Source organism: Nonomuraea sp. MG754425 (genome assembly GCF_021699195.1).
In the GTDB taxonomy this organism is placed as follows: Bacteria; Actinomycetota; Actinomycetes; order Streptosporangiales; family Streptosporangiaceae; genus Nonomuraea.
The window spans coordinates 1-14,351 of sequence record NZ_SSXE01000231.1; the positions used below are offsets into that span (position 1 = coordinate 1).

Genomic DNA, 14,351 nt, shown 5'->3' on the forward strand with positions numbered 1-14,351 from the left:
GGGGAGGCACGCCGACGGCCGCGTGCAGGTGCTGGCGCAGCGAGACCGCCGTGCCGAACCCCGCCTTCCTGGCCACCTCCTCCACGCCGAGGTCCGTCGTCTCCAGCAGGTGCCTGGCGTGCTGCACCCGCTGCCCCGTCAGCCACCTGGCGGGGCTCTGGCCGGTCTCCTCGCGGAAGCGCCGGGTGAACGTGCGCACGCTCATCCTGGCGTGCCCGGCCAGCACGTTCAGGTCGATCGGGGTGTCGAGGTGGGCGAGCATCCAGTCGCGGGTGGCGGACGTGCCGCCGCCGTTGCCGTACGGGAGGGGCCGGTCGATGTACTGGGCCTGGCCGCCGTCCCGCCAGGGTGGCATGACGCAGCGCCTGGCCGCCCGGTTGGCCACCTCGCTGCCGTGGTCGCGCCTGATCACGTGCAGGCACAGGTCGAGGCCGGCCGCCACGCCCGCCGAGGTCAGCACGTCGCCGTCGTCCACGAACAGGACGTCGGGGTCCAGCTTGACCCGTGGGAAGAGTCGCGCGAAGCGGCCCGCCTCGCGCCAGTGCGTGGTGGCGGGACGGTCGTCGAGCAGGCCCGCCGCCGCCAGCGCGAACGAGCCCGTGCAGATCGACATCGTTCTCGGCCGGTCGCGCAGGGCCGCGCGCAGGGTGGCGGTGATCGTGCCGTCCGTCATGACCCGGCCGCCGTGGACGCCGGGCACCACGACGGTGTCGGCCGTGTCGAGCACGTCGAGGTCGTGGTCGGGCAGCACGCTGTAGCCGGCGTCGCAGCGTACCGGGCGGCGGCCTTCCGAGCAGGTCACGACCTCGTAGAGCCGCTCGCCCGAGGCCGTCTCGGCGGTGCGGAACACCTGGCCGGGCACGCCGAGGTCGAGCGTGGCGAAGTGGTCGAGCACCACGACCGCGACACGGTGAAGTCCCATGGCCGGATTCTTGCACATATTGGCTTTCCGGCCACTCGTGACCATGTGCAGGGATAAATCAGGATTGGCGCATGACACTGAGCACCACCCCCACCCGGCGCGGGCTGCATCGGGCCTGGTTCGTCGCGGGCGTCGCGTTCGTGGCCATCCTGGGAGCCGCCGGCTTCCGCGCCACCCCCGGCGTGCTGATCACCCCGCTGCGGGAGGAGTTCGGCTGGTCGGCCGGCACGATCTCGCTGGCCGTCTCCGTCAACCTGGTGCTCTACGGCCTGACCGCCCCCTTCGCCGCCGCCCTCATGGACCGCTTCGGCATGCGCCGCGTGGTCTCCCTCGCGCTGCTGCTGATCGCGGCGGGCAGCGCGCTCACCGTGCTGATGACGGCGAGCTGGCAGCTCCTGCTCTTCTGGGGCGTGCTGGTGGGGCTCGGCACGGGGTCGATGGCGCTGGTGTTCGCGGCGACGGTGGTGGACCGCTGGTTCGTCCGCCACCGCGGGCTGGTGACCGGCGTGCTCACCGCCGCGGGCGCGACCGGGCAGCTCGTGTTCCTGCCGGTGCTCGCCCAGCTCGCCCAGGGGCCGGGGTGGCGCTTCGCCTCGCTGACCGTGGCCGCGGCGGCGCTGGCCGTGGTGCCGTTCGTGTGGTGGCTGCTGCGCGACCGTCCCGAGGACGTGGGGACGACGGCGCTCGGCGCGGAGCCCGGCCAGGCGCGCGTGACGCCGCCGAGCACGACGAACGCGGCCGTCAGGGCCGTCACCGTGCTCGCCTCGGCGGCGCGGACGCGGCCGTTCTGGCTGCTCGCGGCCGGTTTCGCGATCTGCGGCGCCAGTACGAACGGGCTGGTCGGCACCCACTTCATCCCCGCCGCCCACGACCACGGCATGGCCGAGCCGGTCGCCGCGGGCCTGCTGGCGGTCATCGGCGTCTTCGACATCGTGGGCACGGTCGCCTCGGGCTGGCTCAGCGACAAGATCGACCCCAAGGTGCTGCTGGGCGTCTACTACGGCCTGCGCGGGCTGTCGCTGATGGTGCTGCCCGGCCTGTTCGCGGCCACGACCGAGCCCAGCATGCTGATCTTCATCGTCTTCTACGGCCTGGACTGGGTGGCCACGGTCCCGCCGACGGTGGCGCTGTGCCGGCGGATCTACGGCGCCGACGGTGCCGTGGTGTTCGGCTGGGTGTTCGGCTCCCATCAGGTCGGCGCCGCGATCGCCGCCGTCGGGGCCGGGCTCACCCGCGACCACCTGGGCGCCTACGACCTCGCCTGGTTCGGAGCCGGCGCCCTGTGCCTCCTGGCGGCCGGCATGTCCCTGGCCATCAGGCATGCTGGAAGGCGATGAACGCCGAGTTGTATGTCCTGCCCCTGGTCGTCCGGATCGAGCGGGCCCACCCTCCGGAGCGCACCGACGCCCTGGAGGCGGCGGCCATGGCCGTGCTGAGCCTGCTGGACGACCCGGGCGAGTGGGCCGCCGAACTGCACGCCTGGCAGTCCACCGGGAAGATCCGCAAGGTCGTGCGCCGGGCCAGGGGCGCCGAGTGGCGGCGGGCCGTCGCGCTGCCCGGCCGGACGATCGAGCACCGCACGGCCGAGGTGCGCGTGCACCCGCCCGTCCCCCTCGACGACTGGCCGCGCGACCTGGCCCGCCTGCAGGTGTCGGGCACCGACCTGACCGACACCGCCGACCCCGGGCCGGCCGGGCCGCCCGTGTTGTGGGCCAACCCGGCGCTGGAGATGACCGCGGGCAAGGCCATGGCGCAGGCCGGGCACGCCGCCCAGCTCGCCTGGTGGGCCAGCGACGCGGGGGAGCGGGCGGCCTGGCGCGAGCGGGGGCTCGCGGTGTCCGTGCGCACGGCCGCCGGCCAGGCGGACTTCGACGCCATGGTGGCGACGGGCCGGCCCGTGGTGCGCGACGCGGGGTTCACCGAGATCGAGCCGGGCTCGTGCACGTTCGTGGCCGACGCGCCGTGGCTGGCGGGCCGGGTCGCCAGGCCGGTGCCCTGAGCGTTCTCCCGGCTCCCGGCGCGGGTCAGACCTCGAACACGTCCGCGAGCACGCCGCCCGCCGGGGTGATCCGGGCGGGTGACGGGCTGTCGTAGACGACCATGAGCCGGCCGTCCGCCGGCCTCGCCAGGCCCTCCGGGTGATCGCAGCCCACCCCGTACGGCAGCTCGGCCTCGTCCTGCGGTCCGGCGGGCAGGGTGACGTAGTCGGCCGGCAGGAAGGTGCGCTGGTCGCCGTAGTGGTCGCCGGTCCATGCGAGGTGCTCGAACGAGGCGGTCTCGTCGCCGGCGACCCAGACGCCGGTGGAGCTCCGCCGGACCGCCGGGAGATTGGTGTGTGTCCGTGACGCTCGCGAAGCGTGGTCGAAGCGCAGCTCAACCTGTCGCACCACGCCATGATTGCACTTCGGTAGCTTCGTGGGCGCGATGGCCTGATATGTCGTACGCTCCCGTCGTGCTCCAAGGGGAAGAAGAGATCAAGGGGTCCCGAGTGAGAACGGCCGCGAGGCGCGGGATCCCGACTTCTCCGCCCAGACGCTCCCGCATCGGCGATCTGCGCATGCGGGTGGTGTACCGGGGGCTGGTCGTGGCCGCCGTCGTCGCGGCCGTGGCCGCGGCGGTGGTCGCGGTGCTCCCGGCCGAGCCGGACGAGGTGGCGGCGGGGCCGGTAACCGCGCCGTCGGCCGCGCCGCCCTCGTCCGGCTCCATGCCGTCCGCTGAGGGCTCGGCACCGCCGGCCACTCCGGTGGCCGCGTCGTCCGCCGCCCCACGGGCGACGCCGTCCCCGGGGACCTCGCTCGCGCCCGGCTACACGGCCATGGAGGCCCTGTACGCCGACCCGCGCGTGCCCAGGCTCACCCGCGCCGTCAAGCGCATGCCCCTCGCCTCCCCGGGCAAGCGCTTCGTCAAGGACGTCCGCACGGGCCTGGCGGTGCCGCGGCTGCCCCGGCCGTGGAAGGTGTACGGTGCGGCCCCGTTCACCACCAAGCAGGTGCTGCCCAGGCATCGTGGCACGGAGGAGCGCGGCATCCTGGTCACCTGCCCGCTGCCGATCATGGAGCAGAAGTCTCCCCGCGACACCGCCCTGCTGGCCGCCCGCTGGACGCTCAACCACCATCCCGAGGGCGCGAAGATCACGTGGCTGGCCTCGCAGCCGGTCGAGCGCGGCTGGATGCTCGTCTATCGCGTCACCTACGGTGAGCGCACCTCGCGCGCCGCGGTCGTGATCATGGACGGGGGAATGAGCAAGCCCGGTCTGGCGTTCGTCACAGTGCCTGACTCGCAGCGCAAGCAATGGCGCGACATTGGCCGCGTGGCGGCAGGGATGCGTGTTCTAGGCTAGAAGGATCATGAATGCGGCGATATTGGGGAGTGACGCCGTGGAACGCTCTGGACCGCCGCAGGCCCCGAACAAGGGCAAGGGCAAGCCGCCCTGGCGCTCGGAGGGCCTGCCCGGTACGCCCGGAGGCAAGCCCAAGATCAACTGGTGGCGATTCGTCGTCACCCTGCTCATCGTGTACGCGGGTTTCTTCGTGGTGTCGTCGTTCATCGACAGCGGCTCGGTCGAGACGATCTCGTACACCGAGTTCACCAAGCAGGTGAACACCAAGAACGTCAAGGACATCTACGCCCAGGGCCTGTCCGTCGAGGGCGATCTGCGCGCGGCGTCGAAGAACCCGGAGAGCGGCGAGTCGTACACGAAGTTCGCCACCGAGATCCCGGCCTTCGCCAACACCGACCAGCTCGACGAGCAGCTCGCCACCGGTCAGGTCGAGATCACCTCCCAGCCCATCACCCGGGGCTTCTTCTCCAACCTGCTGCTGTCGCTGCTGCCCGTGCTGCTCCTGGCCGGTCTGTGGATCTGGATCATGCGGCGCGGCGCGAGCATGATGGGCGGCGGCCTGGGCGGGCTCGGCAAGTCCAAGGCGGCCAAGCCGGTCGAGGCCGGGAAGGTGCGGGTCACGTTCGAGGACGTCGCCGGCATCGACGAGGTCGAGAACGAGCTCGTCGAGATCGTCGACTACCTCAAGGACCCCGACAAGTACCGCAAGCTGGGCGCCAAGCTGCCCAAGGGCGTGCTGCTGGCCGGGCCTCCCGGCACCGGCAAGACGCTGCTGGCCAGGGCGGTCGCGGGTGAGGCCAAGGTGCCGTACTTCTCGGCCAGCGCCTCCGAGTTCATCGAGATGATCGTCGGCGTGGGCGCCTCCCGGGTGCGCGACCTGTTCGAGGAGGCGCGCAAGGTGGCGCCGTCGATCGTGTTCATCGACGAGATCGACGCCATCGGACGGGCCAGGGGCGGCGCGGGCGGCATCGGCGGCCACGACGAGCGCGAGCAGACGCTGAACCAGATCCTCACCGAGATGGACGGCTTCTCCGGCGCCGAAGGCGTGATCGTCATCGGCGCCACGAACCGGCCCGAGGTCCTCGACCCGGCGCTGCTGCGTCCCGGACGCTTCGACCGTACGGTGCAGGTGGGCCTGCCCGACGCGGCCGGGCGTACCGCGATCCTGGGCGTGCACACGCGCGGCGTGCCGATGGACGGCGAGATCAGTCTCGACCAGCTCGCCAAGACCACCCCCGGCATGACCGGCGCCGACCTGGCGAACCTGGTCAACGAGGCCGCTCTGCTCGCCGCCAAGCGCGGCAAGGAGAAGGTCACGATGATCGACTTCGCCGACGCGCTGGAGAAGCTCCAGCTCGGCGCGGCGCGCAGCATCGTCATGCCGGAGGAGGAGCGCACCAGGACCGCCTTCCACGAGGCCGGGCACGCGCTGCTCGGGATGCTCCAGCCGGGCGCCGACCCGGTCAGGAAGATCTCGATCATCCCGCGCGGCCGGGCGCTCGGTGTCACGCTGTCCACCCCCGACAGCGACCGGTACGCCTACGACGAGCAGTACCTGCGCGGGCGCATCACCGGCGCGCTCGGCGGCATGGCGGCCGAGCAGGTCGTGTACGGCGTCATCACCACCGGCGCGGAGAACGACCTGGAGCAGGTCACCATGATCGCTCGTGGCATGGTGGGACGCTGGGGCATGTCGGAGAAGGTCGGGCCGCTGACCATCCTGCCCAGCGACGGTCAGCAGCCGCAGGCCTCGCCCGTCACGCTCGCCATGGTGGACGAGGAGGCGCGGCGGATCGTGGACGAGTGCTACGAGCGCGCGGTCGCCATCCTCAGCGACAACCGCGACAAGCTGGACGCGATCGTGGCGGCCCTGCTGGAGCACGAGACGCTCGACGAGGTCGGCGCGTACACCGCGGCGGGGCTCCCGAGGCAGATCGACGACCGTCCGGCCGCGGCCGCTCCGGTGCCGTCGCACTTCTCCAACCTTTCCAAAAATTAGGACAAATCGGACGTTCCTTTCCGTCCGGCGAGGGCAGGTCACCCGCAGACAGACTGATCGGGGGACCGTCGTGACACTGAATGACGAGCTTCTCGCCGGACTCGGGGACTCAGGGCTGGAACAGATCGCCGGCATGCTCGGCACGGACCCGACGACCGCCCGCAAGGTCGTCGAGGCCGTGGCGGGCACGATCGTCGGCGGGATGGCCAGGAACGCCGCCCACCCCGACGGGGCCGACGCCCTGCGCGGGGCGCTGGACGATCACATGGACGCCGACCCGTTCAACGGCGACGTCGCCTCGCTCACCCGCGACGGGCACAGCATCCTCAGCCACGTGCTGGGCGGGCAGGGGACCGAGCAGGCGGCGGCCCAGCTCTCACAGCTCGCCGGGGTCAGGTCGGCGACCATCATGAAGCTGCTGCCGCTGATCGCACCCATGATCATGTCGTTGCTGGCCGGCCGGGCCGCGAGCCGGGACATGGACGCCGAAGCCGTGGCCGACGACCTGAGCCGCGAGGAGTCCGCCATCCCCGGCAGGCTGGGCGAACTGCTCGGAGGGCTGCTGGGCGACATCTTCGGCGGGACGGCGGTGCCGCGCCAGAGCGGTCCGTACGAGCCGTACGACTCGCACACCTGGGACCCCGATGTCGGCGAGCGGGAGGTGGCCCGGGGCAGGTCGAACCCCGACCGGTGACCGGTAGGCTGGGTCGGTGATCGTCTTGGCCTCTGCCTCCCCCGCCCGCCTCGCCCTCCTGCGCAGCGCAGGTCTCGATCCCAAGGTGATCGTCAGCGGGGTCGACGAGGACGCCTACTCCGCCCACTCCCCGGCCGCGCTCAGCAAGGCGCTGGCCACGGCCAAGGCCGAGGCGGTCGCGAGCGGGCTCGAAGAGGGGCTGGTCATCGGCTGCGACTCGATCCTCGAACTCGACGGGCGGCCGTACGGCAAGCCCGCCGACCGCGATGAGGCCATGGCGCGCTGGCGCATGATGCGGGGCCGCACGGGCCGCCTCGTCACGGGTCACTGCGTCATCGACGTGGCCGCCGGCCGGCAGGCGGCGGAGGTCGCCACCACGGTCGTGCGCTTCGGACAGCCCTCGGAAGAGGAGATCGCCGCCTACGCCGCCACCGACGAGCCGCTCGGCCTGGCCGGGGCGTTCAGCATCGACGGGCGCGGCGGCTGGTTCGTCGAGGGCATCGACGGCGACCACGGAAACGTGCTGGGCATCTCGCTGCCGCTGCTGCGCGACCTGTTCGCCGAGCTCGGCTACGCGGTCACGTCGTTCTGGCGCTAGCCTGCCGGGCATGCGATCATTGCGCGATTTCGCGGCCGGCATCGGCTTCTTCCTCCAGGGGTTCAGGTGGGTCGCCAGGAACACCCGCTGGTGGTTGTTCGGGCTGATCCCCGCGCTGATCGCATTCGCCCTGTACGCGGCGGCGCTCGTCTGGCTCGGCAGCAACGCCTTCCCGCTGGCCGACTCCCTGACGCCGTTCGCCGACTCGTGGAGCTGGCGGGACACGTTCAGGACGCTGGTGGGCATCGCGCTGTTCGTCGGTGGCCTCGCGCTGGCGGTGCTGACGTTCGCGGCGCTCACGCTGGCCATCGGGGAACCGTTCTACGAGCGGCTGTCGGCCGAGGTGGACGTGCTGGAGACGGAGGACGACCAGCCGTGGTGGCGCACGCTGCCGCGTTCCATCCGCGACAGCCTGGTGACGTTGTTCTACGTGCTGCTGTTCACGATTCCGCTGTTCTTCCTGGGGTTCGTACCGGTGGTGGGGCAGACGGTGGTGCCGGTCCTGGGCGCCATCGTGTCCGGATTTTTCCTGACAGTGGAGCTCACGACGCTCGCCCTCGAACGCCGCGGCATGGCCCGCAAGGAGCGCTTCGCGCTGCTGCGCGGGAACAAGGCGAGTGCGCTGGGGTTCGGGGTGGCGGTGTTCGTGCTGTTCCTGGTGCCCTTCGTGGCCGTCATCGCCATGCCGGCCGCGGTGGCGGGGGCCGCGCTGCTCGTACGGACCCGGCTGGCTCCGGCGGCGTAGGGGCCTCGCTCCCGTACGGCCTGCCGGAACCTGTGAGGGCTGGTCGGCCTCGTGACGGCGGTCTCTCGCCCGGCCGAAACGATCAGTGGAGACATCTCGTTCGCCTGGTCTGATGTGCTTGTCCACAGCCGTTCGGCCCGCACCCGCCGTTGTCCACAGGTTGGCGTGTGACGGCGTTGCGCGCCTTCCGAACCGGGCAACCTACGGACCCATGACGACCAACCGTCCGACCCACGCTCCCGGCCATCGGCGCCCAACCACCACCGACGCCCACACCTCCACCCCCCATCCCGTCTCCGCTATCGAAACCCCGCGCGCCGGTGCTTCAGGCGGTCCGCACTCCGCCGCTGCCGCCAATGGCAGCGGGCACTTCTCCCCGTCTCCCCGCGGTTCGTTCAGCGCCTCCACGTCAAGTCCCCGGCTCGCCGCCTTCGGCAGTTCGCGTGCCACCTCCAGCCCTGGCCCGGCCACTGCGGTGCCCACCCCGAGCGAACCTCCGGTACCGATCAGGGTTCCGGCGCGACGGGCGGCTCCATCACCGGGACGGCCACCGTCGCCCACACCCCGGTTCAGCCCGGCCACGGCCTCATCACGAACATCAATCTCAGGTCCGGCCACGACCTCCTCGTCCACGCCCGCATCCAGGTCCGAGCCGGCCACGACGCCGTCGACTCCGACCGCGACTCCGGCCGAGCTGCCATCCTCGACGCCGGCACATGCACCCGTGTCACCGCCGCCGCCCACCTCGTCGCCGGCACCCACCCCGACACCTGGGGGTCAGAGCCCCATCACCTCCCCTGAGCCCTGCCTCACCCTGACCAGCCCCACCGACGTCCTGGCCGCGGTGCCCTACCTCGTCGGCTTCCACCCCACCGCCAGCCTGATCGTGATCGGGCTGGCCCGAAGCCAGGCCAAGATGGTGGCCCGATGGGGCCTGCCGTTCCCGCCGGGCACCCTCGACGCCATGTCGCCGCTGCTCGGCCGCGAGAGCATCACGGAGGTCATCATCGTCGGCTACGGTCCGGGAGACCTGGTCACCCCGGCCGTCGACGAGGCCAGACGGCTGGCGGCCAAGGACGGAGTCCGGGTGGGCGAGGCGCTGCGGGCCCACGAGGGCCGCTACTGGTCGTACGTCTGCGACCTGGCGACCTGCTGCCCGGCCGAGGGCACGCCGTACGACCTGTCCAGCAGCCAGATAGCGGCCGAGGCCACAGTGCGCGGCATGGTGGCCCTCCCCGACCGCGAGGCACTGGAACGCACGCTGGCCCCGGCCACCGGTCCCGTACGAATGGCGATGCGCCGAGCCACGTCAGAGGCGATCGCGCACTTCCAGGCCAGGATCACGGCCGCCACCGACCTGAACCTCTTCACCGAGCAGTACGTGTCCGAAGCGCTGGCCAGAGTCCGATCCGCGCTGGAGACGCACAACCAGGGCGGACGCCTCACCGACGCGGAAGCGGCGAGACTCGGCCTGGACCTGACCGTCATGAGGGTCCGCGACGAGGCCTGGACCAGCATGAACGACGCCCATGCCGTCCTCTGGAAAGACCTGACCCGCAGGCTGGAACCCCGCTTCGTGCCGCCGGTCGCGTCGCTGCTGGCGATGGCGGCCTGGCGGGAGGGAAACAGCGTCCAGGCCACCATCGCCCTCGAACGCGCCCTCACCATCGATCCCAGCTACTCGATGGCCAATCTCCTCATGCACGCCCTCCAGAACCTGCTCTCCCCGGCCATCCTCCGAGACCGCCTCCCGACGCCCGCCGAACTGGACGACGCCATGGGCCCGATCAGCGCACTCTGGCTGCTCCCCTTGATCAACCTTCTCGACGAGGAGGACTCTCCTCCCGCCCTCGAATGACACGACGGGGCACGACCACGACCACGGCTCCGAGCGACCGGCAAGCACATGTCCGACGAGGTGGCAGGGGAGGACGAGCGCACTGTGCCGGTGCCGGAAGGGCACCTGAAGCGCGGCTCGTCCGTCACCTGCGCCGGTCACCTCAGGACACCGCACGTAAGCCGGTCGCGGAGCGGATTCTCAAGTCGGACGTCATCGGGGACAAGGGTTGGGGTGGGGGGAGGGGGCGGGCGTCAAAGGCCGCCTTCTTCCTTCCTGCGACGCTCGTTGTAGGCCCGCATGCGCTGCGGGTACCCGGTGAGTTGCACGTCGTACACAGGCAGGGCAAGGTCACGGGCAACTTTGTGGATCACTGCCGGTGAGCCGACCCTGCGCCTGGTCCACTCGCCATCGTCGGCCACCGCCACAGCGGTCGTGTCGGTGGCGAATGTCTCTGGCTCGACGTAAAACTCGACACCGCGCCGCGAACGGGCGAAGGCTATGAGCGCCTCGATGTCGGCGTCGGTCGCCTCACGATCGAACTTCGCGATCTTGCGGCCGCGAAGTCGACGAATGCCGTAGCGGTCTCGCCATCTCATGATTCCTTTTTATACCGTCTCGGGCCTCCGCGTCGGGGATGATCTAGGGGACAGATCCGGGATTCTCCCGATGGCACCGCAGGGCGCGCAGGAAGCAGTATGTGTGGTGACCGCTCGGAATCCCTAAGGAGAGGCATGGCGATTATGGCTGGGGTAGCGAAAACCCCCGGGCCGGGACAGGAGCCGCCAGCTCATCTGCGCGTCACCAACCTGGACCGCGAGCACGTGGTCGAGCACGTCAAGGCCGCCTACGCGGAGGGCCGGTTCGACAAGCTCGAATTCGACGACCGGCTGGAGCGTGCCATGACGGCGCGCACCCACGGCGACCTGGTGCCGATCATGAAGGAGCTGTACGGTCCGCGGGCCATGCCCAAGCCCGCCCCTCTCCCTGATTCGGCGAGCACGCCGGGCATGGCCGAGAGCAACGAACGCCTCGGGGGAGCCATCGCTCACGCGCTGCCCCTCGTCGGCTTTCCCATCCTCGGTCCGCTGCTCCTGCTGCTCACCGGTGGCAAGACCTCTCCTTACATCCGCCAACACGCACTGGAGGCGCTGAACTTTCAGATCACTGTCGTCGGGGCCTCGGTATTGCTACCGCTGACCGTTGTCGGAGTCGTGCTGCTGCCGTTCATCTGGGTGGGAGCCGTCGTCCTCTCCATCGTCGGCGGCGTTTCCGCCCTGACGGAGGGTAATTTCCGATATCCGATGACGATTCGCCTGGTGAAGTGACCATCGAACCGCACTGATCGTCAGCATTCTCGCCCTGCGGGGCTCATGACCTCGACGGGCTGGAGCGTTATCCCCGGCCCAGAAATGGTTCCTGGGTTCGCGGCTGCCGTTTTCGCTCACGTCGATACGCACGAGTCACGTAGTCCGCGCAATTCGGCGTAAGCCGGCGTCGTTTCCGGCAGGGTGACGGGTTCCGTCATGCCGTTCGGTCGGTCGGCTCCGTGATCGACTGCTCGCCTGCTGTCACAGGATTCGTGTCGTCTCGCATGTCAGGCGAGGTCGCGGTCACGTGGAGCCTGCTGGGCAGGTCGGTGCCGGTAGGGAGAGATCCCTCCCGGAGGTGAGGCCCGGGGGGCGGTCGGGCGAGGAGTTCGGGATGCGCTCCGGGCGAGTTGCCAGGGGCTTGTTCCGAGGTCCGAGGTGCCGGAGTTCCGTTCAGGTCGTGGTGCGGTCCTGCGCGGGTTCGGCTCCAGTCCTGCTTCGAACGTGGTCAGGGCCCTGCGTGGGTCATGGCCTGGGACGTACTCGGGTCTGTGGGTTCGGGGCGTGTGCGGATGCGTGGGTCCGGTGTGTTCGGACCGGCGGTCCGAGGCGTGCTCGGGTCCGTGGCTCGGGGCGTGTTCAGGGATGTGTTCGGGTTTGTGATCCGGGATGTGTTCGGGTTGTCGCCCGGTGCGTGTTCGGGTTTTCGTCCGGAGAGTGTTCGGGCGGGAGCGCGGAGGCGTGCGGGGTTGCGGTCCGGGGGCGGTCGAGTGAGTGAAGGCCCGGGGGGCCTGTGGTTGGGGGAAGGTGCGATGTCCGCGTGCGAAAGGCCCACGTGTGGTTCGGGCCGGCGCGTGCGGAAGCTTCACATTATTCGGAGTAAGCAGCACGTTGAGAAGACGAGGTTACGAGTTCATTCATGGATATGCCGCAGATGAACCCCGCCCTGTTGAGCCGCCTGCTGCCGGGTGCCGAGTTGGAGGTCCTGGAGGTCCACCAGGGACAGTGCTACCAGGTGGTCGTCGGCGCGGATCGCGCCGTCTGCCTGCCCCTCACCCTGGCCGCTGCCGCCCGCCTGCCACGGCGGGCCGCCACACTTCACATACTCGCCGAGCTGGACCTGGGTGTCTGCACGCCCAGGCCGTTGTCCATGTCCGATGCCGAGGAGGCGTGGCTGGTCCTCAGCCGTGTCCCCGGCGCGCCGCTCGGGTTCGGCGCGGTCGAGAACTCCGAGGTGGCGGAGGTCATCGCCACCCAGTACGTCAGGCTGCTGACGCGCCTGGCGAAGGCCGGAGCCGATGACGGGACGCGGGCCGTCCTGTCGGTGCCCGAGGGCCGGTGGAGCCGGTTCGCGGGGGAGGTCCGCGCCGAGTTGTACGGGCTGATGTCCGACGACGGACGCCTTCGTGCCGAACGGGAACTCGCGGCGGTCGAGCGGCTGCCCGAGGTCGAGACCGGCATCGACGCCGCACCCTGGGACGATGTCCGCCTCGGCGACGTCCTGCCGGCGGTGGTGCACGGCGATCTCGGTGCCGAGAACGTGCTGTGGGAGTGGATCGACGGGCTGCCACGACTCGGCGGAGTCGTCGACTGGGACCAGGTCACGATCGGTGACCAGGCCGAGGACCTGGCGGCGATCGCAGCCTCGTTCGGGACGGACTTCCTGGACCGGGTCCTCAGGCTCGGCGGCTGGGACAGCACCGAGGTGCGCGACCGTATCGCCGCGATCCGCGGCACCTTCGCCCTGCAACAGGCCCTGATGGCGTACCAGGACGAGGACGAGGCCCAGTTGGATGACGGCCTGGCCGGTTACCGGGGCTGAGGGAGGAGAGACGACAACCGGACGGTGGGGCATCGGGGTCGCCGCTGGAGTGTCCCGCCCACAGGTGCGGCCGGCCGGTGGTCCGCAGGTGCTTCCCCGCCACGCGGACGTCCGGCGGCACCCGTACGCCTGGCGGCAGGTGCGTGTCCTGCGCCACGCGTACGGTCAACGGCCGAGGACCTCGTACTTGACCCGCATCACCCCGGCGCTGGTGTTGCCGATGGAGGCGAACGCGGCCTCGGACAGGTCCAGGCAGCGTCCGCCGACGTACGGGCCGCGGTCGTTGATGCGGACCGTGACGGCCTCGCCGGTGCGGGGGTTGGTGACGCGTACCTTGCTGCCCAGCGGGAGGGTCTTGTGGGCGGCGGTCATGGCGGCGGGGTTGAAGCGTTCGCCGCTCGCCGTCATCTGGGGCTCTCCGTAGTAGGAGGCGCCGCAGGTGCCGGAGGTCAGGACGCGGAGCTTCGGCTTCGTGCTCTCCGCCTTGGCCGTCCCGGTCGTGGCCTCGGCCTTGGTCTTGGCGTCCGGTTCCGGGGAGGAGGCGGAGCGGGACGACCGGCTGGACCCCGGAGAACCGGCGGGTGCCGGGGACGTGGGTGAGGCAGTCGGTCGTGAGGAGGTGGGCTCCGAGGCGTTGGCCGGTTTCGGGTGGGCGGCGGCCGGCGGCTCGGGAGTGGAGGGCTGCTGGACCTGTCGCCGTCCGAGCTCGGACGGCGGGATGACGGCGGACGACCTCCGCTCGGAGGAGTCGTTGCCGATGGCGGCCCAGGCGGTGGTGGAGGCGGCGGCCACGACGGCGACGCCGACCGCGACGGTGGTCCAGCGCCGCCTGCGCGTGGAGAGCCACCGGCCCTGCGCCTGGGCAACCGGTCTCTGGTGCTCGGAGATGGAGGGCTCGTGGTTCCCGTGGGAGGGGCTGTCGCCTTCGGCGGGAGGTTTGCGGTTCTGGGGGGAGGGACGCTTGCGGCCCAGGAAGGACGGCTTGCGGGAGTGCTGGCCCAACGTAAACCACGGTCCTAGATAGGGAATGGGAATGGGAAAGGCCAGGCCGCGAGGGGTGGGCGGCGGACGGAGGGCCGATCCG

14 protein-coding genes are annotated in these 14,351 nt (G+C 70.9%); 10 read left to right on the plus strand and 4 right to left on the minus strand.

Annotated features, from left to right (window positions below):
• A partial coding sequence (locus tag FAF44_RS46365) for a GlxA family transcriptional regulator (RefSeq protein ID WP_237109840.1) occupies positions 1-922 on the minus strand: 922 nt, incomplete at its 3' end.
• Between the two features lie 71 nt (positions 923-993).
• Here FAF44_RS46365 and FAF44_RS46370 point away from each other — a divergent pair.
• Together FAF44_RS46370 and FAF44_RS46375 are read left to right on the plus strand one after the other, a co-directional pair.
• Positions 994-2,259, plus strand: a complete 1,266-nt coding sequence (locus tag FAF44_RS46370; protein ID WP_237109841.1) for an MFS transporter — start codon at positions 994-996, stop codon at positions 2,257-2,259.
• Positions 2,256-2,921, plus strand: coding sequence for a peptidyl-tRNA hydrolase (locus tag FAF44_RS46375; protein WP_237109842.1), 666 nt, complete (start codon positions 2,256-2,258; stop codon positions 2,919-2,921). The genes FAF44_RS46370 and FAF44_RS46375 overlap by 4 nt, the downstream gene beginning before the upstream one ends.
• A gap of 25 nt (positions 2,922-2,946) precedes the next feature.
• Here FAF44_RS46375 and FAF44_RS46380 read toward each other — a convergent pair whose 3' ends face one another.
• The gene (locus FAF44_RS46380; RefSeq protein WP_237109843.1) at positions 2,947-3,312 is read right to left on the minus strand and encodes a DUF3616 domain-containing protein; all 366 of its coding nucleotides are present in this window, start codon (positions 3,310-3,312) and stop codon (positions 2,947-2,949) included.
• A 98-nt stretch (positions 3,313-3,410) separates the two neighbouring features.
• On the opposite strand from FAF44_RS46380, the gene FAF44_RS46385 reads away from it, so the two are divergent.
• From FAF44_RS46385 to FAF44_RS46410, 6 genes are all read left to right on the plus strand, one after another.
• Complete coding sequence (locus tag FAF44_RS46385; RefSeq protein ID WP_237109844.1) at positions 3,411-4,262, plus strand: hypothetical protein; 852 nt, start codon at positions 3,411-3,413, stop codon at positions 4,260-4,262.
• A gap of 37 nt (positions 4,263-4,299) precedes the next feature.
• The gene (gene ftsH, locus FAF44_RS46390; protein ID WP_237109845.1) at positions 4,300-6,261 is read left to right on the plus strand and encodes an ATP-dependent zinc metalloprotease FtsH; all 1,962 of its coding nucleotides are present in this window, start codon (positions 4,300-4,302) and stop codon (positions 6,259-6,261) included.
• A gap of 70 nt (positions 6,262-6,331) precedes the next feature.
• Positions 6,332-6,955 (plus strand): DUF937 domain-containing protein, encoded by a 624-nt coding sequence (locus tag FAF44_RS46395; RefSeq protein WP_237109846.1) that lies wholly within the window; start codon positions 6,332-6,334, stop codon positions 6,953-6,955.
• A gap of 16 nt (positions 6,956-6,971) precedes the next feature.
• Positions 6,972-7,553 carry a nucleoside triphosphate pyrophosphatase gene (locus tag FAF44_RS46400; RefSeq protein ID WP_237109847.1) on the plus strand — a complete coding sequence of 194 codons (582 nt, stop codon included), beginning with the start codon at positions 6,972-6,974 and terminating at the stop codon, positions 7,551-7,553.
• Between the two features lie 10 nt (positions 7,554-7,563).
• Positions 7,564-8,298 (plus strand): EI24 domain-containing protein, encoded by a 735-nt coding sequence (locus FAF44_RS46405; protein ID WP_237109848.1) that lies wholly within the window; start codon positions 7,564-7,566, stop codon positions 8,296-8,298.
• 814 nt (positions 8,299-9,112) lie between these two features.
• Complete coding sequence (locus FAF44_RS46410) at positions 9,113-10,156, plus strand: DUF4192 domain-containing protein (protein ID WP_272895968.1); 1,044 nt, start codon at positions 9,113-9,115, stop codon at positions 10,154-10,156.
• A gap of 233 nt (positions 10,157-10,389) precedes the next feature.
• Here FAF44_RS46410 and FAF44_RS46415 read toward each other — a convergent pair whose 3' ends face one another.
• Positions 10,390-10,734 carry a hypothetical protein gene (locus tag FAF44_RS46415; protein WP_237109850.1) on the minus strand — a complete coding sequence of 115 codons (345 nt, stop codon included), beginning with the start codon at positions 10,732-10,734 and terminating at the stop codon, positions 10,390-10,392.
• Positions 10,735-10,869: 135 nt separating this feature from the next.
• Between FAF44_RS46415 and FAF44_RS46420 the strand changes: the two genes are divergently transcribed.
• Both FAF44_RS46420 and FAF44_RS46425 read left to right on the plus strand, forming a co-directional pair.
• Positions 10,870-11,463 carry a DUF1707 and DUF4870 domain-containing protein gene (locus FAF44_RS46420; RefSeq protein WP_237109851.1) on the plus strand — a complete coding sequence of 198 codons (594 nt, stop codon included), beginning with the start codon at positions 10,870-10,872 and terminating at the stop codon, positions 11,461-11,463.
• A 901-nt stretch (positions 11,464-12,364) separates the two neighbouring features.
• Positions 12,365-13,267, plus strand: coding sequence for an aminoglycoside phosphotransferase family protein (locus FAF44_RS46425; RefSeq protein WP_237109852.1), 903 nt, complete (start codon positions 12,365-12,367; stop codon positions 13,265-13,267).
• Positions 13,268-13,432: 165 nt separating this feature from the next.
• Here FAF44_RS46425 and FAF44_RS46430 read toward each other — a convergent pair whose 3' ends face one another.
• The gene (locus FAF44_RS46430) at positions 13,433-14,269 is read right to left on the minus strand and encodes a septal ring lytic transglycosylase RlpA family protein (RefSeq protein WP_237109853.1); all 837 of its coding nucleotides are present in this window, start codon (positions 14,267-14,269) and stop codon (positions 13,433-13,435) included.
• Positions 14,270-14,351: the final 82 nt, after the last annotated feature.

Excerpts from the sequence above, each read along its gene's own strand:
- FAF44_RS46370 (WP_237109841.1), top strand. The coding sequence starts at position 994 with ATGACACTGAGCACCACCCCCACCCGGCGCGGGCTGCATCGGGCCTGG.
- FAF44_RS46375 (WP_237109842.1), top strand. The coding sequence starts at position 2,256 with ATGAACGCCGAGTTGTATGTCCTGCCCCTGGTCGTCCGGATCGAGCGG.
- FAF44_RS46405 (WP_237109848.1), top strand. The coding sequence starts at position 7,564 with ATGCGATCATTGCGCGATTTCGCGGCCGGCATCGGCTTCTTCCTCCAG.
- FAF44_RS46415 (WP_237109850.1), bottom strand. The coding sequence starts at position 10,734 with ATGAGATGGCGAGACCGCTACGGCATTCGTCGACTTCGCGGCCGCAAG.
- FAF44_RS46420 (WP_237109851.1), top strand. The coding sequence starts at position 10,870 with ATGGCGATTATGGCTGGGGTAGCGAAAACCCCCGGGCCGGGACAGGAG.
- FAF44_RS46425 (WP_237109852.1), top strand. The coding sequence starts at position 12,365 with ATGGATATGCCGCAGATGAACCCCGCCCTGTTGAGCCGCCTGCTGCCG.